The following is a 16,958-nucleotide window of genomic DNA, read 5'->3' as shown; positions in this document are numbered from 1 at the left end:
CCGGTGAGAAGAGCGCAGCTATCCTTACCTAATTTTAAATTCAGAGAGGACAATATTCATGTTGAAAAAAATCATCTTAACGTCGGTTGCAGGCAGTACCGCACTTGCCTTGGCAGCATGCGGGAGCGGACAAAATCCGCAAAACGTAACGTCACAGCCACAGGTCAATGAAACAGCTCCCCCGGAGCAGCCAAACTCTGCTTCCTATAAAACAATATTTAAGAATAGCGTATTTCTGGGAGATTCGATTACAGAGGCACTGTCTTACCATGACATTTTGGACGATGTCAATGTAGTGGCAGGTGCCGGAAAGACGGTTGAGCTGTCTCTTATTGGTGGAGATGTTGACAAGCTGGCAGAGCGGAATCCGCAACATGTATTTATTATGCTGGGATCCGACGATATTCTATTGCCGCCGCAAATTACCGATAACCCCAAGCAGTATTCCCTGAAATTCTACGGCCAGTTGATCGACAGCATCAAGGAGAAGCTTCCGAAGGCATCCATAACGGTGTTACCGGTTACGCCGGTTACACCGGAAGCTGAACAAGTGGAGCCACGCTACAAAAATATCGATGATTACAACCAGGGATTAAAAGAGCTGGCAGGCAAGAAGCAGGTCGGATTTGCCGATTTATCCTCCATCTTTGTTGACGGCCAACATTTGTATAGTTCAGACGGCATTCATTTTAAACCGGGATTTTATACACGTATGCTCGATTTGCTGAAAGATCAGGTGAAATAACATGCAACTGGTGAAGAGCTGGAGGTGACGGGAAATGGTCTTTAGCAGCCTTATATTTCTATTTCTCTTTCTGCCGGTCACCATGCTGATCTACTATCTCTCGCCCATGAGGATTAGAAATGCTATTTTGCTCGCCGCAAGCCTGATCTTCTATGCGTGGGGCGAGCCCGTCTACATCTTCCTCATGATCTTCTCGACGGTATTCGATTATCTGAACGGAATCCTGATCGAAAGATACAGGCATCGTAAGGTGATTGCACAGGGAGTATTGATCCTGTCCATGACGGGGAGTCTGGGGATTCTTGGCTTCTTTAAATACGCGGGTTTCGTGTTTGATAATATCAACTCGTTGTTCAACCTGCATTTGCAGGCAGCGGATCTTCCGCTTCCGGTGGGCATATCCTTCTACACGTTCCAGACGATGTCTTACATCATCGATGTTTACCGCCGGAAGGTGCCTGTTCAGAAGAACCTGATCTCCTTCGGCGCCTATGTGACTATGTTTCCGCAGCTTGTAGCGGGACCGATTGTTAAATATGAAGATATTGCGGGACAGCTCGCTAACCGCAAAGTGACGTTGGAGCGTTTTGGCGAAGGGGCGGAGTTATTCATCAGAGGGCTGGCTAAAAAAGTACTGCTTGCCAACAATATCGGTTTGCTGTGGGCAAGCAGCAAAGCGGTGCCTGCGGCGGAGCTGTCGGTTCTGTCCGCATGGCTCGGCATCATCGCCTTTACGTTTCAAATCTATTTCGATTTCAGCGGATATTCGGATATGGCGCGCGGTTTAGGTAAAATGATCGGGTTCGAATTTATGGAGAACTTCAACTATCCATATATATCCAAGAGTATTACGGAATTCTGGCGGAGGTGGCATATCTCGCTTGGTTCCTGGTTCCGTGAGTATATCTACATTCCGCTCGGCGGGAACCGGGCGGGTAAGCTGAAGCAGCTCAGAAACTTGGCGGTGGTATGGTTCATAACCGGATTATGGCATGGAGCGAGCTGGAATTTTATCCTTTGGGGCTTATATTTCGGTCTCTTTGTCACGCTTGAAAAGCTGATTCTCCTGAAGCAGCTTCAGCGCCTGCCTGTCTTTGTAAGCCATGTCTACACCCTGATGATCGTGATCATCGGCTGGGTATTTTTCGAATTTGAACATTTGCCTGCAGCGATGACCTTCATCGGAACGATGTTTGGCACGGGGGCCGGTGGATTCGCGGACAACCGGGCGCTCTACGATCTGTCGGCGAATGCCCTGCTGCTGCTTATCTTGGCGGTTTGTGCCACGCCGTTTCCAAGCAAAGCACTGATCCAGTTCAGAACCAGGTTTGCCCGATTCGGCACGCTTGCCGCTTCCGCTATCTACTTCGTTTTTATCCTGGCATCCACAGCATATCTGGTCAATGCAACGTACAATCCATTCTTATACTTTCGTTTCTGATGTTTTTGCTGGAGGGGATTTGATTTGAAGAACTACGACCAGATCTATTATCGCGCACTCGCCATTTTACTGCTTATGTTTACCGGGGCGGTATTGGTTGTCAATGTTCTGACCCCGGGTAAAGTATTTTCCGAATCAGAGAACCGGATGCTGCAGCAGCTCCCGGCATTCTCGCTTCAAACCTTAGGCTCAGGCACGTTTACTTCAGAATTTGAGGCGTATCTATCGGATCAGTTTGTGGAGAGGGACTTTTGGATTGGACTGAAATCCGGGGCGGACCAGGGATTGGGGAGGAAGGAGAGCAATGGGGTTTACATCGGCAAGGACGGGTACTTGATTCAAAAATTTACTCCTCCCGGACAAGGAGATTTGGCAGACAAGCTGAAAGCCCTAGAAGCCTTTGATCAGGCTACGCCTGGTCTGCGCAAATATATGATGCTCGTACCGACCGCAGCTTCCGTACTTAAGGATAAACTGCCGCCTTATGCTTCCGGTGGGGATGAGAGGGGTTATTGGGACGAGATAAAGGCTTCTGATCTTGGGGCCATTCAGTGTATCGATGTTTTCCCCGCGCTGGAGGCGAACAAGGAGCAACCAATCTATTACAAAACAGACCATCACTGGACGACCAAGGGCGCTTTTCTTGCCTACCGGGAGCTGGGCGCGCCCATGAATTTTACACCCAAGAACGAAGATGAGTTCAACATCCGCCAAGTCACTAGTCAGTTTTATGGTTCTTTGTATTCGAAAAGCGGGTTTAGGCACATCCGGCCGGATTCTATTGAGCTGTATTATCCCAAGGTACCGGAGACCGTTTCTGTGGAGTACGCCCACGAACAGCAAAGTGCGGATTCGATGTACGTTATGGGCAACCTCACCAAGAAGGATAAATACACTGTCTTCTTCAATGGGAATCATGGCTTGATCCGTATATCAACCGGGAATACGGAAGGAGGAAGACTGCTTGTTGTTAAAGATTCGTATGCCAACAGCCTGATCCCTTTTTTAACATCGCATTTCAGCGAAATTGATGTGATAGACCTCCGATATTACGATGGCGATCTGCTGAAGCTTATGAAAGAACGACAAATCCGCGACATGCTGATTTTGTATAATACCACCACATTTGTTGAAGATCCATCTATTAAATTATTAGCAGATTCTGTGGAATAATCCACAAAGGGGTTGAGTAACGATGTTTCCGGGGAAGAAAATGAAATACTTAGTTGTCCTGGCTGCCGTCATGAGCTTATGCGGCATTCTGATTGGATGCTCCGGTAAGAAGGAAGATGCCAAAGATGTTCCGGTCCATACTATTGAGGAACGCATCAAGCAAGCGGCCTCTATGGAAGCTATGGACAAAGGGGATATGAACAGGCTTAAGAAGCTCTATCATCTCGATGCAGATGAAGTTCAGGATTTCGTGCTGTATACGGCGGAATCGAACGTCGAAGCAAATGAGCTGGCCGTGATCAGAGTGAAGCAAGAGGATCAAGCGGAAAGTGTTAAGGAGAAAATCATGGAAAGAATCGAGGCTCAAAAAGTCAAGCTGAAAGACTACCGCCCCGAGCAATTTTACCTCGTCGAAAAGCATATATTGAAGGTCAAAGGTCGCTATATTTTGTTCACGGTCTCCAAGGAGGCGGAGCAAATCGAAGGTGCGTTTAACGAAGCTCTTAAATAATCCCTTGCACACAATTATGATCGGTGATGGAACCCCCTTTGCCCGTCCAGTGTTCCTCTGGACGGGCAAAGGGGGGCTATTAATTTATTTCCCGCCCAGCAACCGCTGAAGCCGCGCTGCAAGCTTTTGGCCGGTATTGGCCTCCACGAGCGTAAGGTCCCACAATACCGCATGGGTTCGAGGGTCGGCAGCATCGGTTTTGACTGTAAGGGTCAGCTCTTGTTTGCCTTCAACTGAAACCTGAAAAGACAGCGGCTGATTCTCGCCCGGTGCGATATTCACATCCAGGGAGTAAATCTCTTCTCCGTCGGCGCTGATCATGACGCTGCTGGTGCCGCTGCCCTTGGCAGGTATAGCGTCGTCAGGAACGCCGAAATTCCCGGCTAACTCCTTATACTGTCCATCAAGGCGCAGCGAGAACTCGTGGAGTCCCGGATGATCAGGGCTATAGAGATTGATCGCCGGTTCGATCTGCTCCTGTGCCATAGTGAAACTATGGAGTTCTTGTTCCCACCGCACTTCACCGTGCTCAAGGGGAAGCTGATCCAGCGCTCTGATCTCCCCGCGGCCATGATCCAGATAATAGTTGATACCGCTCACGGCGGAGTAGACGAGCAACGTCAAGAGAACGCCTGAGGACAGGAGCTTGAGAACCCCTCTTGGCGTTGTCCGGCCGCGGCGGATCAGCCGCTGGGCCCCGTAGCCGACAACCGCGCCCAGCGTATTAATGACGATATCATTGATGTCGAACGAACCCAAATGCGTTACCATCTGAATCAGCTCACCCCCGGTAATGGCCGCTAAGAAGACTAAGAGGAACGGCAGGAAGCGGCAGCGGATCAGCAGCGGAATCACGAGGCCGAACGGGACGAAGGCCAGATAGTTGCCCAGATTGAAGACCCACAGATTCGAATAACCCCCGCCCGGAAAATGCAACGGAATGCCGTCAAAAGCCAAGTTATACCTGAGGCCCGTCTCGGGCAGAGCCGATGAGCGGTTGAAGCCGACAAACAAGAAAAATAAGGTGAGGACCGTGTAGAGACCTAAGCCGATCCAGGCGGCGGTCCTCGTCTTGCCTTGAAACATGATGTGTGACCTCTCTTTATCGGTTAGTGTAGTATCCCTTACAGGAACATAGGAAGTATAAGTTATCCTCGCTGGTCCAAGCAAGGCGGGGCTTGGCGTTCAGCTTTCCCTATCATCTACACAATAATGTGTGAATCAATATTCTGCTCAATACTGCCAGCGTTACCGGACCTGTGACTTTCTCCGGCGTTTCGACTGGGTGAAAAAGCAAAAAAACCGTCAGCCTTAATTGGCCGGCGGGATTTTTACAATTTTGTTGGCGGTAACTTGTGCCGGAAATGAATCATCACTTGTTGTATAGAACACTTCAATCTCTTCACCCTTTTTATATTTAGAAGGTGAAACTTCATTTACCCAAATGGCTTGAGAGTACATATTAGTTTCTAGAACTTCCTTGTAACTCTTACTCAAGTCCTCTTCTTTTAATTGAGCAATGACTAAAATCCTTTCATTGTCTACATCTATTGAGTGTACAGTTCCCTTAAATACAGTGTCACCCTTACTGCAGGCAGTGACTAATAACAAGAAAATGAAAATAAGAGCCCTTTTAGGGATAGTACTGGTTTTTAGTAGCATGGCCCTGCTCCTTTGAAGGAATACTTACAGGATTATTGTTCTGAATACTCTAGATCAACCTGCCCGTGGTGTCCCGGTACCCCATGCTGACCAGCAGATCATTACCGTTCAGCTCATGCACGTTCTTCGCAGAGGTATCCAGCCCCATACCCAGTACATATTGCAACACTTTGGCAACATACTTGGGCTGGTTTAGATTGAGAGCATAGTGTTGACCCTCTTTGATGACCCGTAATCCTTCATTTAGAGGACTTCCGGCAGTAATGGTGTCTACAGTGGTGAATTTAACAATCCATTTGGTTTTTCTGTCCTCTGTGATCAGCGTCAGCTTTGAACGGCAATACACATCTCTGACCGTTTGATAACTCCACCAGTAAGTATGTCCGCCAACGACGATTTTTCTCATTATGCTTGAACCTCTTTCTTGTACAAATATCGGTTGATACAGTTACAATCTCCGCTAGATTTAATATGAATTTTACCGCTTTTTGGGTTTAAGTTCCAGCTAAGAAACACGGTGAAATTCCTGTTTGTTCCAGCGTTTCTTACCCTCTAATTTCCCTTCCCGGTTCTACCGATTACCCTTGGCTGCATATACTGTTTCAATAAGAACAAATGTTCTATTTTACCATTGCTTAAAAATCTTAATCCTGGTTATAATACAAACAAATGTTCTTACTTGAGCCCGGAGGCGATTAATCATGAAGATGAGCATCGGCCAAACTATAGAAATGATCTATCTGGACCAAGCGGGCAAGATTACGCAGCGGACCATTGAGGTGCGCGGGATTCGGGACGGCCGGATTCGCGCCACCTGCCTGAACACTGGCCAGCCCCGTGTATTCCTGACCGCCAGCATCCTGTCGTGGCACCCGGTACGGGGGCGGAGATATGCCTAAGGACCGGATTATCCTGCTCTCGGACTGCCAGTCCTTCTACGCCAGCGTGGAGAAGGCCGCCCATCCCGAATATGCAGATCAGCCTGTTGCTGTGGGTGACCCATCGCGGATGAATGGGATTGTCCTGGCCGCTTGCCCTCTTGCGAAATCCTATGGAGTAACCACCGCATCACGCGTGGGGGAAGCCCTGACGAAATGCCGGGACCTGGTGGTCATCCGGCCGCGCATGGGGACGTATATTCAGGTCTCGCTGCTGATCTCCGAGATCTACCAGGGGTATACCGATCTGGTGGAGGCCTTCAGCATCGATGAGCAGTTCCTGGATGTGACCGGCTCCCTGCGCGCGTTCGGAGGGGATTTGCCGGAGATGATCCACTCGATCCAGCAGCATGTTCTATTATCCACCGGCGTGTGGACCCGGGTGGGCATCGGCCCGTCCAAAATCCTTGCCAAAATGGCCAATAACTTCGCCAAAAAGAAGGCAGGCGGAACGTTCCGGCTGGACTACGATAATCTGGACACAGAGCTATGGCCGCGTCCGGTGCATGAAATGTTCATGGTGGCCGGCCGGATGACCAAGAATTTCTACCGCATGGGCATTTCGACCATTGGGGATATTGCCCGGATGGAGCTGGGCGAGCTGAAACGGAGAATGCGCACCACCCTGGGCAAGCAGAGCGATATTCAAGCGGAATATTACTGGCAGACCGCACGCGGGATCGATCCCAGTCCGGTAGTCACTGGAATACGCCAGGAGATGAAGTCTGTCGGCCACGGGAAGGCGCTGCGCTGGAATCTGTATACCCGGCTGCCGGAGATTGAGGTGGTGCTGCTGGAGCTGGTCATTGAGGTCTGCCGGCGGGCGCGGAAGTACCGGTACATGGGAGCGGTAGTGTCCGTTGCGGTAGTAGAGACCGACGGCAACACCTCGAATGCCTACAGCCGGCAGACGACACTGCCGGAGCCTTCGTCGTTAACCCATGAGGTGGCAGCGGCGGCGTACCGTCTATTCGTGGATCATTGGAGCGGCCTGCCGATAAGCCGGTTGGCCATCTCTATCTCCCGGCTGACGGATGACAGCGTGATGCAGCTGACCTTGTTCGACGACCGGATGCGGAGCAGCAACAGGGAACGGGCCATCGATCAGATTAAGAACCGGTACGGAAGCGAGGCCCTGATCCGCGCGTCTTCTTTGCTGGAATCTGGGGTTGCTCTGGAACGGGCACAGCAGATTGGGGGGCACTATAAATGAGCAAGCTAGACGGAAATGAGCGTTGGAAATCCAAAATGTTAATGACAGAACATGTCCAGCACTATGAACAGAAGCAGGGGACAGAGGGGAGGAAAATGATTACGGTAGAGGAGCGGACGATGGTGCGTGACCTTATTCTGCTTCCTTACCTGGATACGATGGTCAGCAAAAGCCTGAAGGAGCTGGAGCTGTCCAGCAGCATTCTTAAGCGGGCTTTCATGCTCGCCGGCCAGGCAATTCAGCAGCGTATTATGCAGGATACCTACCAGCTGCAGAAAGAGCTGAAGCAGCATAATATCCGGGTGCTGGCGGATGAGCAGGAGGAGTTCCTGGTGTATTACAAAATCTTTTGCCGCGGCTATCAGGAACGCTTCGGACTGACCCGGGATGTGATGCGCACCGAGATCAGCCTGCGGCTGACCAGGTACACAGCGGAGCTTGGAGCCGGTCTGAAGAACCGGGATTTGAGCAGTTAAGGCCAGCTACAGCACTTTGGTGAACAGAATCTCCAGCGGCTCATTGTCCGGCAGCAGACAGCCTGAGTCGCGGTAGCCCAGTTTCCGGTAAAAATGCTGGGCCTCTTCATTGGCCATCGAGGAGGTCATGACCTGCTTATGGCCCATGGCCTGCATCGCCTGCTCCCAGTGCAGCACCGCCTGTCTGCCGAAGCCGGCTCCACGGTAAGGCTCATCAAGCCACAGCAGATTCATAAAGGGGATCTGGTCCCAGAAATACCCGTAACGCAGCCAGCCGATCTCCGAACCGCCTTCGGTCAGAATATAAATTTCCTGTTGCTTTATTTTGGGGAGCAGGAGTGAATTCAGGACATGGTGGTCACGGCTTGCGAGGTAATCATAATCGGCTTCGGTTGCGGTTCTAATGTTCATGCGGCGGCGCTCCTGTCATTGTATAGTGTATGAAAAGCAATGGTCTTTACAGCAGTATATCACCTTTAGAAGCCTGCTACAGGGTAACAAACGGCTATAAAAAGACAAGCCCCTCCCCGGGGCTTGTCTTTTTGTTTCCGCTTGATACAAAAAGCCAAAAATAATGAACACAGGATAAAGAAGTTAGAATATAAAGCGCTTTCTTGGTGTTATATACTCAAGGCACGTTAAAAGAAAGGGGTTGCAAACATTGTCGAATCTGTTTTACAAGCCGCCAGGAGCCTGGGTGGGAGACCTCATTCCCTACTATAAAGACGGTACATTCCGTTTGTTCTATCTTCATGACTGGAGGGAGAATAAGAGTATTCACGGGGAGGGAACCTCCTGGTTCGAGTTACGCACAAGCGATTTCGTACACTACGAAGAAATGGGCGAAATGCTAAAGCATGGAAGTGTGAGTGAGCAGGATCTCAACTGTTACACCGGCTCGATCATCGAAGCTCATGGAGAATACCATCTATTCTACACCGGCCTCAACCCGAATCCGGAATTCGTGGAGAACGGGGTGCCGCTCCAATGCGTCATGCACGCTGTGAGCACGGATATGGAGCAGTGGCGGAAAATTCCCGAGGATACCTTCTATTCCGACGGTATTCAATATGAACGGCATGACTGGCGCGATCCCTTTGTATTCTGGAACGAAGAGGCGGGGGAGTACTGGATGCTTCTCGCCGCAAGGAACAAAGAAGGTCCTTCCCGGCGCCGGGGAAGCATCGCGCTCTGTGCTTCGAAGGATCTCAGGCAATGGGAGATCCGCGAACCGTTCTGGAATCCGAAACTGTACGTGACGCACGAATGCCCGGACTTATTTCAAATCGGGGAATGGTGGTATCTGGTATACTCTACGTTCTCGGAGCGGTTTGTCACCCATTACCGTATGAGTAAATCTTTAAGCGGACCTTGGACGGCGCCGAGAAACGATGCGTTTGACGCCAGGGCGTTCTATGCCGCCAAAACATGGAGTGACGGAAACAAGCGATATGCATTTGGCTGGGACCCCAGCAAGGAGAATGGGGATGATTATGGTGACTGGCAATGGGCCGGGAATCTGGTCGTGCACGAACTCGTTCAGGAACAGGATGGGACATTAACAGTTCGGATTCCAGAGACAGTCTCCCGTCATTTTTCAAATGAACATGCTGCTGTCTGGGGCTCCCGGCTTGGGGATTGGAAGGAGTCAGAGGAAGGGATAGCGGCGGCGGCTGACGAGACCTTTTCTTGTATATCTGCGGGTTCGATGCCGGAAACCTGCAAAATTTCGGCCCGGTTATCCTTCTCCGAAGGAACCAGAAGCTGCGGTATTATGCTTCGTGCAAGCGAGGACAACAACGATGCCTATTATATTCGTCTGGAACCCCTTCATAACCGTCTGGTGTTCGACATGTGGCCCCGCCGGATAGAGGGGGAAATGCAGTGGCATCTCAAAGGAGACCACCCGCATGCGGTGGAGCTGGAAGTGCCGGTAGAATTGCATGCCGATACTAATTATAATATCGAGATCGTTGTGGAGAATTCGGTTTGCGTCGTATACTTGGCCGACCAGGTCGCCATGACTACACGTTTGTATAATTTAAAAACCGGCAACTGGGGCTGTTTTGTTCAGGAAGGCCGGGCGAACTTTGAACAGGCATCCATTTCGGTTCCCAACTAACAGGAGGTCTTATAAATGAAACGTTATGTCAAATGGCTGACTCTCTCGTTATCCCTGGTTGTCCTGGTGGCGATGGTGAGCGCATGTGGAGGCGGAAATACGAATAACGGCGCTTCAGAAACCGGATCGGCAAATCCGCAGAAGGTAAACAAGAAAACCTACAAGTGGTTCGTGGCCCGCGGCGTAGACAGCCCTCCGGCTGTTACCGTAAAGGAGATTGCAGAGGAGTTCTCAAGGACGCATCCGGAATTCGAGCTGGTGCTGGAGGGCACGGGAGACCGCCCGTCCTATCTGCAGAAGCTGCGGACATTGATTGCGAGCAATGAGATGCCCGCCATGTTTGATACAGATCCGGATGCCTATGCTTCCAAACTGGTGGAGCAAGGCAAACTGGTCGATATGAAAAAACTGCTGAAGGAGCTTGGGAAGTATGAAGATTTCCGTCCGGTGGCCTTGCAATATCAGCAGTTCGCAGACGGCAGCATGTATACTTTCCCGCTGGAATATGGAATCGAGGTATTCTGGTACAACATCAAGATGTTCAAGGATCTTGGCCTGGAGCCGCCGAAGACGTTCGATGAGTTCATGGAGGTTGCCGAGAAGCTGAAGCAAAGCGGGGTTACACCGATTGCCGTCGATGGCAAGGATAAATGGCCGGTTCTCCGGTACCTGGCGTACAAACCGTTCCGTATGACAGGCAATGATTTTATCGAGAACGTAAAGCAAGGGAAAGCATCCTTCAAGGATCCGGCCGGTATGGAAGGTATTAAGTTCGTTCACGATCTGGGAACCAAAGGGTATTTTCAGCAAGGGTTCACTGCAACGGATTACACCGCAGCGCGCGATTTGTACCTGAGCGGCAAAGCTGGCATGTATTACATGGGTTCATGGGAAACTATGAACTTCGTAAATGATAAAGTAAGCGCTGAAATGAAGGATAATATCGGATTTTTCCGGCTTCCTATGATGGAAGGCGCCACTACTGCGGAAAATGATTATTTTATCAACTCGGGCATCGGCGTTGCCTTCAACCAGGAGACCTTCGATGATACGATGAAGGAATTCGTCCAATTCCTGCTGGAGCAATATCCGAAGGCCTATACGGAAAAAGGCCAATTCTCGCCTTTCAATTATTCACTTGATCAAGAACAGGGGATGCCGGAGCTCTTCTATAAAATTCAAGACGAAATCGCAAAATCCGGTAACGTCTTTGCGGTCCCGTGGGATACGCGCCTTGATCCGGCCACGAATGAGCTGCTCGGCAACGAATTGAATGCCCTGGCTCTGGGAGCCCATACTCCGGAAGAATTTGCCGAACTAATGGATCAGGCAATTAAAGAAAACGCGCCGAAATACTTCAAATAGCGATACTAAACATGGCGGCCAGCCGCAAGCCGGTTGGCTGCTGTAAGTACAATAAAACTAAAATTAGGGAATGAGCAAGCATATGGATAAAGTCCTGCGCAACCGCAAAGCCGCTCTCGTCTTTCTGCTGCCCGCATTATTGGTGTATTTGCTCACCGTGCTGGCGCCAATCCTTTGGTCGATGTATTTCAGTTTCTTCTCCTGGGACGGGGTTTCAGATATGCTCTATATCGGCTTTGACAATTACACCAAGATGTTCGGCGGCGACAAGACATTCTGGAAGGCGTTCAGCAACAATCTGATCTATGTCTCCATTATTGTAGCCATGCAGGTATTTCTCGGTTTGTTGGTTGCCATCCTGCTGACCAGCATCACCAAAGGGAGAGAATTGTTCAAAACCTTATATTTTGCTCCTGCCATCATCACATCAGTAGCGATAGCACAATTGTTCCAAAATGTGTACTCGTTTGAGCCGGTCGGAATCCTGAACTTTTGCCTGCAGCAGATCGGTCTTGGAGAATGGAGCAAACCTTGGCTGTCCGACCTCAATTGGGCTCTGGGTGCGGTATCGGTACCCGAAGGCTGGCGTTATATCGGTCTTTATATGATTATCCTGTATAGTGCATTAATCTCCATTCCTTCTGATATTGAGGAGGCGGCCAGAATTGACGGAGCTTCTTCGTGGAATCTGTTTACTTCGATCAAAATGCCGCTAATCAAGCCGGTTCTGATGGTCTCAATTATTATGGCGACTACAGGGGCGCTGAAGGGGTTCGACATTCCCTATATCATGACAAACGGGGGGCCTGGCCGCGTAACAGAATTATTGCCAACCTATATGTATAAAACCGCATTCTCCAGTCTGGACTTCGGCTATGGCAGCGCGATGGCTGTATTTATCGTCATTGAAAGCCTCATTGCAGTTGCCTTTATCAGACGGATGATGGACAGTAAGGAGACCTGATGATGAAAATTTCCGGATATTCCAAGGCGGTTCTACTAGTGGTTTCCTTTGCGCTGCTTGTCATTCAAGTGTATCCGCTGGTGTGGGTGTTCATCTCCAGTTTTAAAGGGCCTAACGATTTTTCAGGGGATAATCCGCTCAGCCTGCCGAGCCAATACACTTTCGATAATTACTTTAATGTGTGGAGCAAAGGGAACCTGGGGACTTATTTTTCCAATAGTCTCATAGTCGCCGTGACGACCATCGTGCTTGTGATCTTATTCAGTGCCATGGCCGCTTTCGTGATCGAGAAGATGTCCTTTAAATGGAGCCAAAGTGTGTTGTTCTTATTTCTGTGCGGCATTATGATCCCGATTCAGGTCGTGCTCATACCGCTGTTCATTCTTTATAACAAAATAGGAATTATCAATACGCTCGCTTCTCTGATTTTGCCCCAAGTAGGTTTTGCCCTGCCGATCTCGATTTATCTGTTCGTGAGCTTCTATAAATACATTTCGAATGAGATCATGGAGGCCGCTGTAATGGATGGCTGCGGTGTGTACCAGGTGTTCTGGCGGATGATTTTCCCTCTATCCCGGAATACGATAGTTACAGTTGTCGTTATGAATTTGATATTCGTCTGGAATGAATTTATTTTTGCCAATACGTTTATTCATGACCTAAAGTCACGAACCATTCCCGTGGGCTTAATGGATTATATCGGGCAGTACGGTTTGACGGATTGGGGAGCGACCTTTGCTGCAATCAGCATCACGACCCTTCCGACAATGGTGGTCTATTTCATTTTCAACAAGAGCGTTATTTCCGGCATGACCGCAGGGGCAACGAAAGGTTGATCTCCCGCATCCCTGTGTCAGAAGGTATACTGAACGTACCGGGCTGCAACTTTGCTGGGTCAGGAGGATCTCATGAAAATACACCGGCTGTTCCTGTCGATTAGCATCCGCAGCAAAATCATTATACTGTCCATCGCCTGCTCCTTGCTGCCGCTTGTCCTGATTGCTTCCTTAACCTTCGTCTATGTAAGCAAAGTGATCGAAAACAAGATATCCGATACCACCTCCAACTTGCTGGGCTCCATCAATTGGAATATCCAGACTTTCGTGAATGATGTGGAAGCAATCTCGAAGCTGATGTTGTCCTCCCGGGATGTTCAGAGTTTCCTTGCCTATACTAAAAATGATTTCAAGGAAATCTATGACCTTCAAAATGCGACCCGCAGTCTGATCGTCAATATTACCAACAACAAATCCTATATACGTTACGTTTATGTGGGCAGCGGGCAAAGGGAATTGATTACCACAAATCAATGGGACAGGCTAACGTACGACAATATCTATCAGGCAGTCTCACGGACGAAATGGTATCAACAGGTGGGGGATATGGGTGGGCGGGGCTTGTGGCTGAACAGCGATGAAGTCAGGCTTGTCAAGGATAGTCCGAACCTGCTGCTCTATGGTAAACAGTTAAACAATCTGGAGACGCTCGAACCGATCGGCATGTTAATTATTTCAATTGACAGACGGGTGTTCGATGAAATGTTTCAGAACATTTCCAATGCGGAAAACGGGAATTTGATGATCCTGGAGCAAAATAAAGTCATTTATTATAATTCCCGCACTGCCGACTTGAAACAGCTTCCTCCAAAAGAAATGAATCTGCTCTATGGCTTGCCTGATCGGGGTACCCGCATCGAAACAATGGGCGGAGAGCGGTATGTCATCACCTTCGATACCAATCCGGTAACCCAGTGGAAAGTGGTCAGCATGATCCCTTATTCTAACATCAATTCGGAGATTGTCTGGATACGTAATGTTACGCTCACGCTGACGATGGTGGCTTTCCTGCTGGCCGCCTACGGTTCGTATTTAATCTCGAAGCGTATCACGAAGCAATTGACGCTACTCTCCTCCGTTGCCAGAAAAGCGGCCAAACGGGAGATGGTCGAAGGAATTCTCTTTCAGGAGGAAGATGAAATCGGGAAAATAGGCAATCAGTTCTTGAGGACCTTCCGCACCAACTCCGAATTATCGGACAAATTAATAGAAGCCAGGCTGAAGGAGAGGGAAGCAGAGCTGCACGCGCTGCAAAGTCAAATCAACCCTCACTTCCTGTACAATACGCTGAATTCCATCTATCTGATGGCCGAACGAATCGGTGCCAAGAACATTTCGAAAATGGTCATGTCGCTGTCTAACATGTTTAAGTTAAGCTTGAATAATGGGGACTACATTACAACAGTCCGCAATGAGATCGACCAGGTGAAAAATTATTTGGAGATTCAAAATATCCGCTATAACGGAAAATTCGAGGTGACCATCGAGCTCGAACCGGAAATTGAACAGATCCGCATGCTCAAGCTCCTGATACAGCCGCTGGTGGAGAATGCGATTTTTCATGGAATCGAGCTGAAGGAGAGCCATGGGAATATTTACATTAGGGGACGTACCGAAGGAGAGACGCTTGTATTCGAAGTCGAGGATGACGGAGTAGGCTTCGATCCTGCGGTTATGCAGCCCAAGGGATATGCATTAAGGAACATTCAGGAAAGAATTCAATTGCATTATGGCCAGAACCACGGACTCCGCATAGACAGCATTCCAGGCATCGGAACCAAGGTTACCCTAAGGATTGGAATAATGGATTAAGACCGGGCTATGAAGGTGGGATTACATCATGTATAAACTTTTTATAGCGGATGATGAACAGCTGGTGGTGGAAACCTTGTCGGCCATGATCGACTGGAACGCATATGGGATACGGATCGTGGGGACGGCAACTAACGGCAAGCAAGCCCTGGAACGGATTCTTCACTCCGATCCGGACATTGTTCTGACTGATATTCGGATGCCCGGCCTGAATGGGCTGGAGCTGATCCGTGCCTTGAAGGAGAAAGGCCGTAAGGCGGAATGTATCATCGTGAGCGGATATTCCGAGTTTGAATATGCCAAGGAAGCCATTAAGCTGGAGGCGGTGGATTATCTGATCAAGCCGGCAGAACTGGAGGAAGTAGCCAAGACTGTATCGAGGGCACTCAAGCGTCTGGAGCGTAAAGCGGATCTAACGGAGAATCGCCCTGAGCTTCGGAATGCAACAGCCTTGGACCGGGCGGCGTTTACAGATCTGATCGTCCATGCCAAACGCCCGTCGTTTGATCAGACGCCCTACGAACGATATAACCAGTTTGCGGTCCTCGTGATTGGAAGTACGGAGACGCTGTGGCTCGAACGAATGAAGAACAATGGCGCTACGGATGCTCTCCTTGGCTTTTTGACGAATCGCGGAATCGTTGTGGATCTGCTCTACGAGCAGCAGAAAGTGATCTTGCTATGTATGGCGGCCATGGAGGAGAACCATCCGTTAACAGAAATTATGCTGGCTGCAGCCGAAGCCTTCTCGAATGACAGCTCATCGGACGATATTTCATTGTCGTTTGGAGTGGGTCCGGTCGTAACTGGGATCATACAGGCTAACCTCTCTTTTGCGGCAGCCGATAAGGCATGTGAAATGGGGGGATTCTTTGGGGTTCCGGTTATGGAGGGGAGCCGCTTGGAGGAGATTACCCGCGTATCCGAGCAGTGGCTGACCGATTGGTCTGACTACCTCCAATCCTTCGTCCGTTATGAACCGAAAGAGTTCGAGGAGAGGCTTGAACGCTGGACGGAGTGGGGAACGGGGCGGCTGATGGCTCCTGTTCTGCTGAAGAAGGCAGGTATAGAGTGGGGGAACCGGATGCTCGATCTGATCGAGCAGGACTATGGAATCAATATTGAGAAAGTGACCGGTGCCCGCACGCAGCTGATAGACAGGATACTAGAAGCGCCGGATTGGATGTCATTGCAGCAACAGCTGCAGGATTTAGTGAAGAATGTGCAATTCTATTTGAGTGTAACCAAGACTACGATGAAGGAAAAAGTGGTTCAGGAAATCAAAGCGTACCTTGAATCCCATTACCATGAAAATATTGGGCTGGATCAATTGGCAGAACGGTTTGGGCTCAATGCTTCCTATGTAAGCAACTTATATTCCAAGTCGACCGGACAGACCATTCTGGAATATGTCACTCTGCTGCGCATTCAGACAGCGAAAAAGATGCTGAGAGAAAGCAGCTTCAAAATATTCAAAATATCGCAAAATGTCGGATATGATAACCAGCGGTATTTCTGCCGGGTGTTCAAGAAGGTGGTGGGCGTAAGTCCCGGCCAGTATAGAGAAGAACATATGATGAAAAGTGATGATTACCGACAGACCGGTGTTTAAAAAAAGGGTTGTGTCAGTTAATTAGGATAACTGAATTACAACGCTCAGCAAAGCAGCGATTCTCCTGTTAGAGGATCGCTGCTTTACG

17 protein-coding genes are annotated in these 16,958 nt (G+C 49.4%); 13 read left to right on the top strand and 4 right to left on the bottom strand.

Annotated features, from left to right (window positions below; genetic code table 11):
• The first annotated feature begins 58 nt into the window (after positions 1 to 58).
• From MHH28_RS14880 to MHH28_RS14865, 4 genes are read left to right on the top strand one after another with little or no spacing between them, the layout of a single operon-like run.
• Positions 59 to 745 carry a GDSL-type esterase/lipase family protein gene (locus tag MHH28_RS14880; protein ID WP_405116158.1) on the top strand — a complete coding sequence of 229 codons (687 nt, stop codon included), beginning with the start codon at positions 59 to 61 and terminating at the stop codon, positions 743 to 745.
• A 34-nt stretch (positions 746 to 779) separates the two neighbouring features.
• Positions 780 to 2,186: an MBOAT family O-acyltransferase gene (locus MHH28_RS14875; RefSeq protein WP_405116156.1), complete on the top strand. Its 1,407-nt coding sequence runs from the start codon at positions 780 to 782 to the stop codon at positions 2,184 to 2,186.
• Positions 2,187 to 2,210: 24 nt separating this feature from the next.
• A complete protein-coding gene (locus MHH28_RS14870) occupies positions 2,211 to 3,359 on the top strand; it encodes a DHHW family protein (RefSeq protein WP_405116154.1) in 1,149 nt (382 codons plus the stop codon).
• A gap of 40 nt (positions 3,360 to 3,399) precedes the next feature.
• Positions 3,400 to 3,870: a DUF4358 domain-containing protein gene (locus tag MHH28_RS14865; RefSeq protein ID WP_405116152.1), complete on the top strand. Its 471-nt coding sequence runs from the start codon at positions 3,400 to 3,402 to the stop codon at positions 3,868 to 3,870.
• Between the two features lie 84 nt (positions 3,871 to 3,954).
• Here MHH28_RS14865 and MHH28_RS14860 read toward each other — a convergent pair whose 3' ends face one another.
• The 3 genes from MHH28_RS14860 to MHH28_RS14850 form a co-directional block, all read right to left on the bottom strand.
• Positions 3,955 to 4,956 carry a VanZ family protein gene (locus MHH28_RS14860; RefSeq protein ID WP_405116151.1) on the bottom strand — a complete coding sequence of 334 codons (1,002 nt, stop codon included), beginning with the start codon at positions 4,954 to 4,956 and terminating at the stop codon, positions 3,955 to 3,957.
• A gap of 225 nt (positions 4,957 to 5,181) precedes the next feature.
• Positions 5,182 to 5,532: a DUF3221 domain-containing protein gene (locus tag MHH28_RS14855; RefSeq protein WP_405116149.1), complete on the bottom strand. Its 351-nt coding sequence runs from the start codon at positions 5,530 to 5,532 to the stop codon at positions 5,182 to 5,184.
• Between the two features lie 49 nt (positions 5,533 to 5,581).
• Positions 5,582 to 5,938, bottom strand: a complete 357-nt coding sequence (locus MHH28_RS14850) for a hypothetical protein (RefSeq protein WP_405116147.1) — start codon at positions 5,936 to 5,938, stop codon at positions 5,582 to 5,584.
• Positions 5,939 to 6,233: 295 nt separating this feature from the next.
• On the opposite strand from MHH28_RS14850, the gene MHH28_RS14845 reads away from it, so the two are divergent.
• From MHH28_RS14845 to MHH28_RS14835, 3 genes are read left to right on the top strand one after another with little or no spacing between them, the layout of a single operon-like run.
• Positions 6,234 to 6,431, top strand: coding sequence for a hypothetical protein (locus MHH28_RS14845; RefSeq protein ID WP_405116145.1), 198 nt, complete (start codon positions 6,234 to 6,236; stop codon positions 6,429 to 6,431).
• Positions 6,424 to 7,683 carry a DNA polymerase IV gene (locus tag MHH28_RS14840; RefSeq protein ID WP_405116143.1) on the top strand — a complete coding sequence of 420 codons (1,260 nt, stop codon included), beginning with the start codon at positions 6,424 to 6,426 and terminating at the stop codon, positions 7,681 to 7,683. The genes MHH28_RS14845 and MHH28_RS14840 overlap by 8 nt, the downstream gene beginning before the upstream one ends.
• Positions 7,680 to 8,159: a hypothetical protein gene (locus MHH28_RS14835; protein ID WP_405116141.1), complete on the top strand. Its 480-nt coding sequence runs from the start codon at positions 7,680 to 7,682 to the stop codon at positions 8,157 to 8,159. The genes MHH28_RS14840 and MHH28_RS14835 overlap by 4 nt, the downstream gene beginning before the upstream one ends.
• Positions 8,160 to 8,165: 6 nt before the next feature.
• Here the strand turns inward: MHH28_RS14835 and MHH28_RS14830 are convergent, their stop codons facing one another.
• Positions 8,166 to 8,570, bottom strand: coding sequence for a GNAT family N-acetyltransferase (locus MHH28_RS14830; protein WP_405116139.1), 405 nt, complete (start codon positions 8,568 to 8,570; stop codon positions 8,166 to 8,168).
• A gap of 250 nt (positions 8,571 to 8,820) precedes the next feature.
• On the opposite strand from MHH28_RS14830, the gene MHH28_RS14825 reads away from it, so the two are divergent.
• From MHH28_RS14825 to MHH28_RS14800, 6 genes are all read left to right on the top strand, one after another.
• On the top strand, positions 8,821 to 10,281 hold the full coding sequence (locus MHH28_RS14825) for a glycoside hydrolase domain-containing protein (RefSeq protein WP_405116137.1): 1,461 nt from the start codon (positions 8,821 to 8,823) through the stop codon (positions 10,279 to 10,281).
• Between the two features lie 15 nt (positions 10,282 to 10,296).
• Positions 10,297 to 11,646 (top strand): ABC transporter substrate-binding protein, encoded by a 1,350-nt coding sequence (locus MHH28_RS14820; protein WP_405116135.1) that lies wholly within the window; start codon positions 10,297 to 10,299, stop codon positions 11,644 to 11,646.
• A 70-nt stretch (positions 11,647 to 11,716) separates the two neighbouring features.
• On the top strand, positions 11,717 to 12,610 hold the full coding sequence (locus tag MHH28_RS14815; RefSeq protein ID WP_405116133.1) for a carbohydrate ABC transporter permease: 894 nt from the start codon (positions 11,717 to 11,719) through the stop codon (positions 12,608 to 12,610).
• Positions 12,610 to 13,446: a carbohydrate ABC transporter permease gene (locus MHH28_RS14810; protein WP_405116131.1), complete on the top strand. Its 837-nt coding sequence runs from the start codon at positions 12,610 to 12,612 to the stop codon at positions 13,444 to 13,446. Before MHH28_RS14815 ends, MHH28_RS14810 begins: the two co-directional genes overlap by 1 nt.
• A gap of 72 nt (positions 13,447 to 13,518) precedes the next feature.
• On the top strand, positions 13,519 to 15,258 hold the full coding sequence (locus tag MHH28_RS14805; protein WP_405116129.1) for a sensor histidine kinase: 1,740 nt from the start codon (positions 13,519 to 13,521) through the stop codon (positions 15,256 to 15,258).
• Between the two features lie 28 nt (positions 15,259 to 15,286).
• Positions 15,287 to 16,870 carry a response regulator gene (locus MHH28_RS14800; RefSeq protein ID WP_405116127.1) on the top strand — a complete coding sequence of 528 codons (1,584 nt, stop codon included), beginning with the start codon at positions 15,287 to 15,289 and terminating at the stop codon, positions 16,868 to 16,870.
• The last annotated feature ends 88 nt before the right edge of the window (positions 16,871 to 16,958 follow it).

The sequence above is a fragment of the Paenibacillus sp. FSL K6-1217 genome, from assembly GCF_045040735.1.
Taxonomy (GTDB): domain Bacteria; phylum Bacillota; class Bacilli; order Paenibacillales; family Paenibacillaceae; genus Paenibacillus_AQ.
Note: the sequence above shows the minus strand (reverse complement) of the source record. Positions and strands in the feature narration are given on the sequence as shown.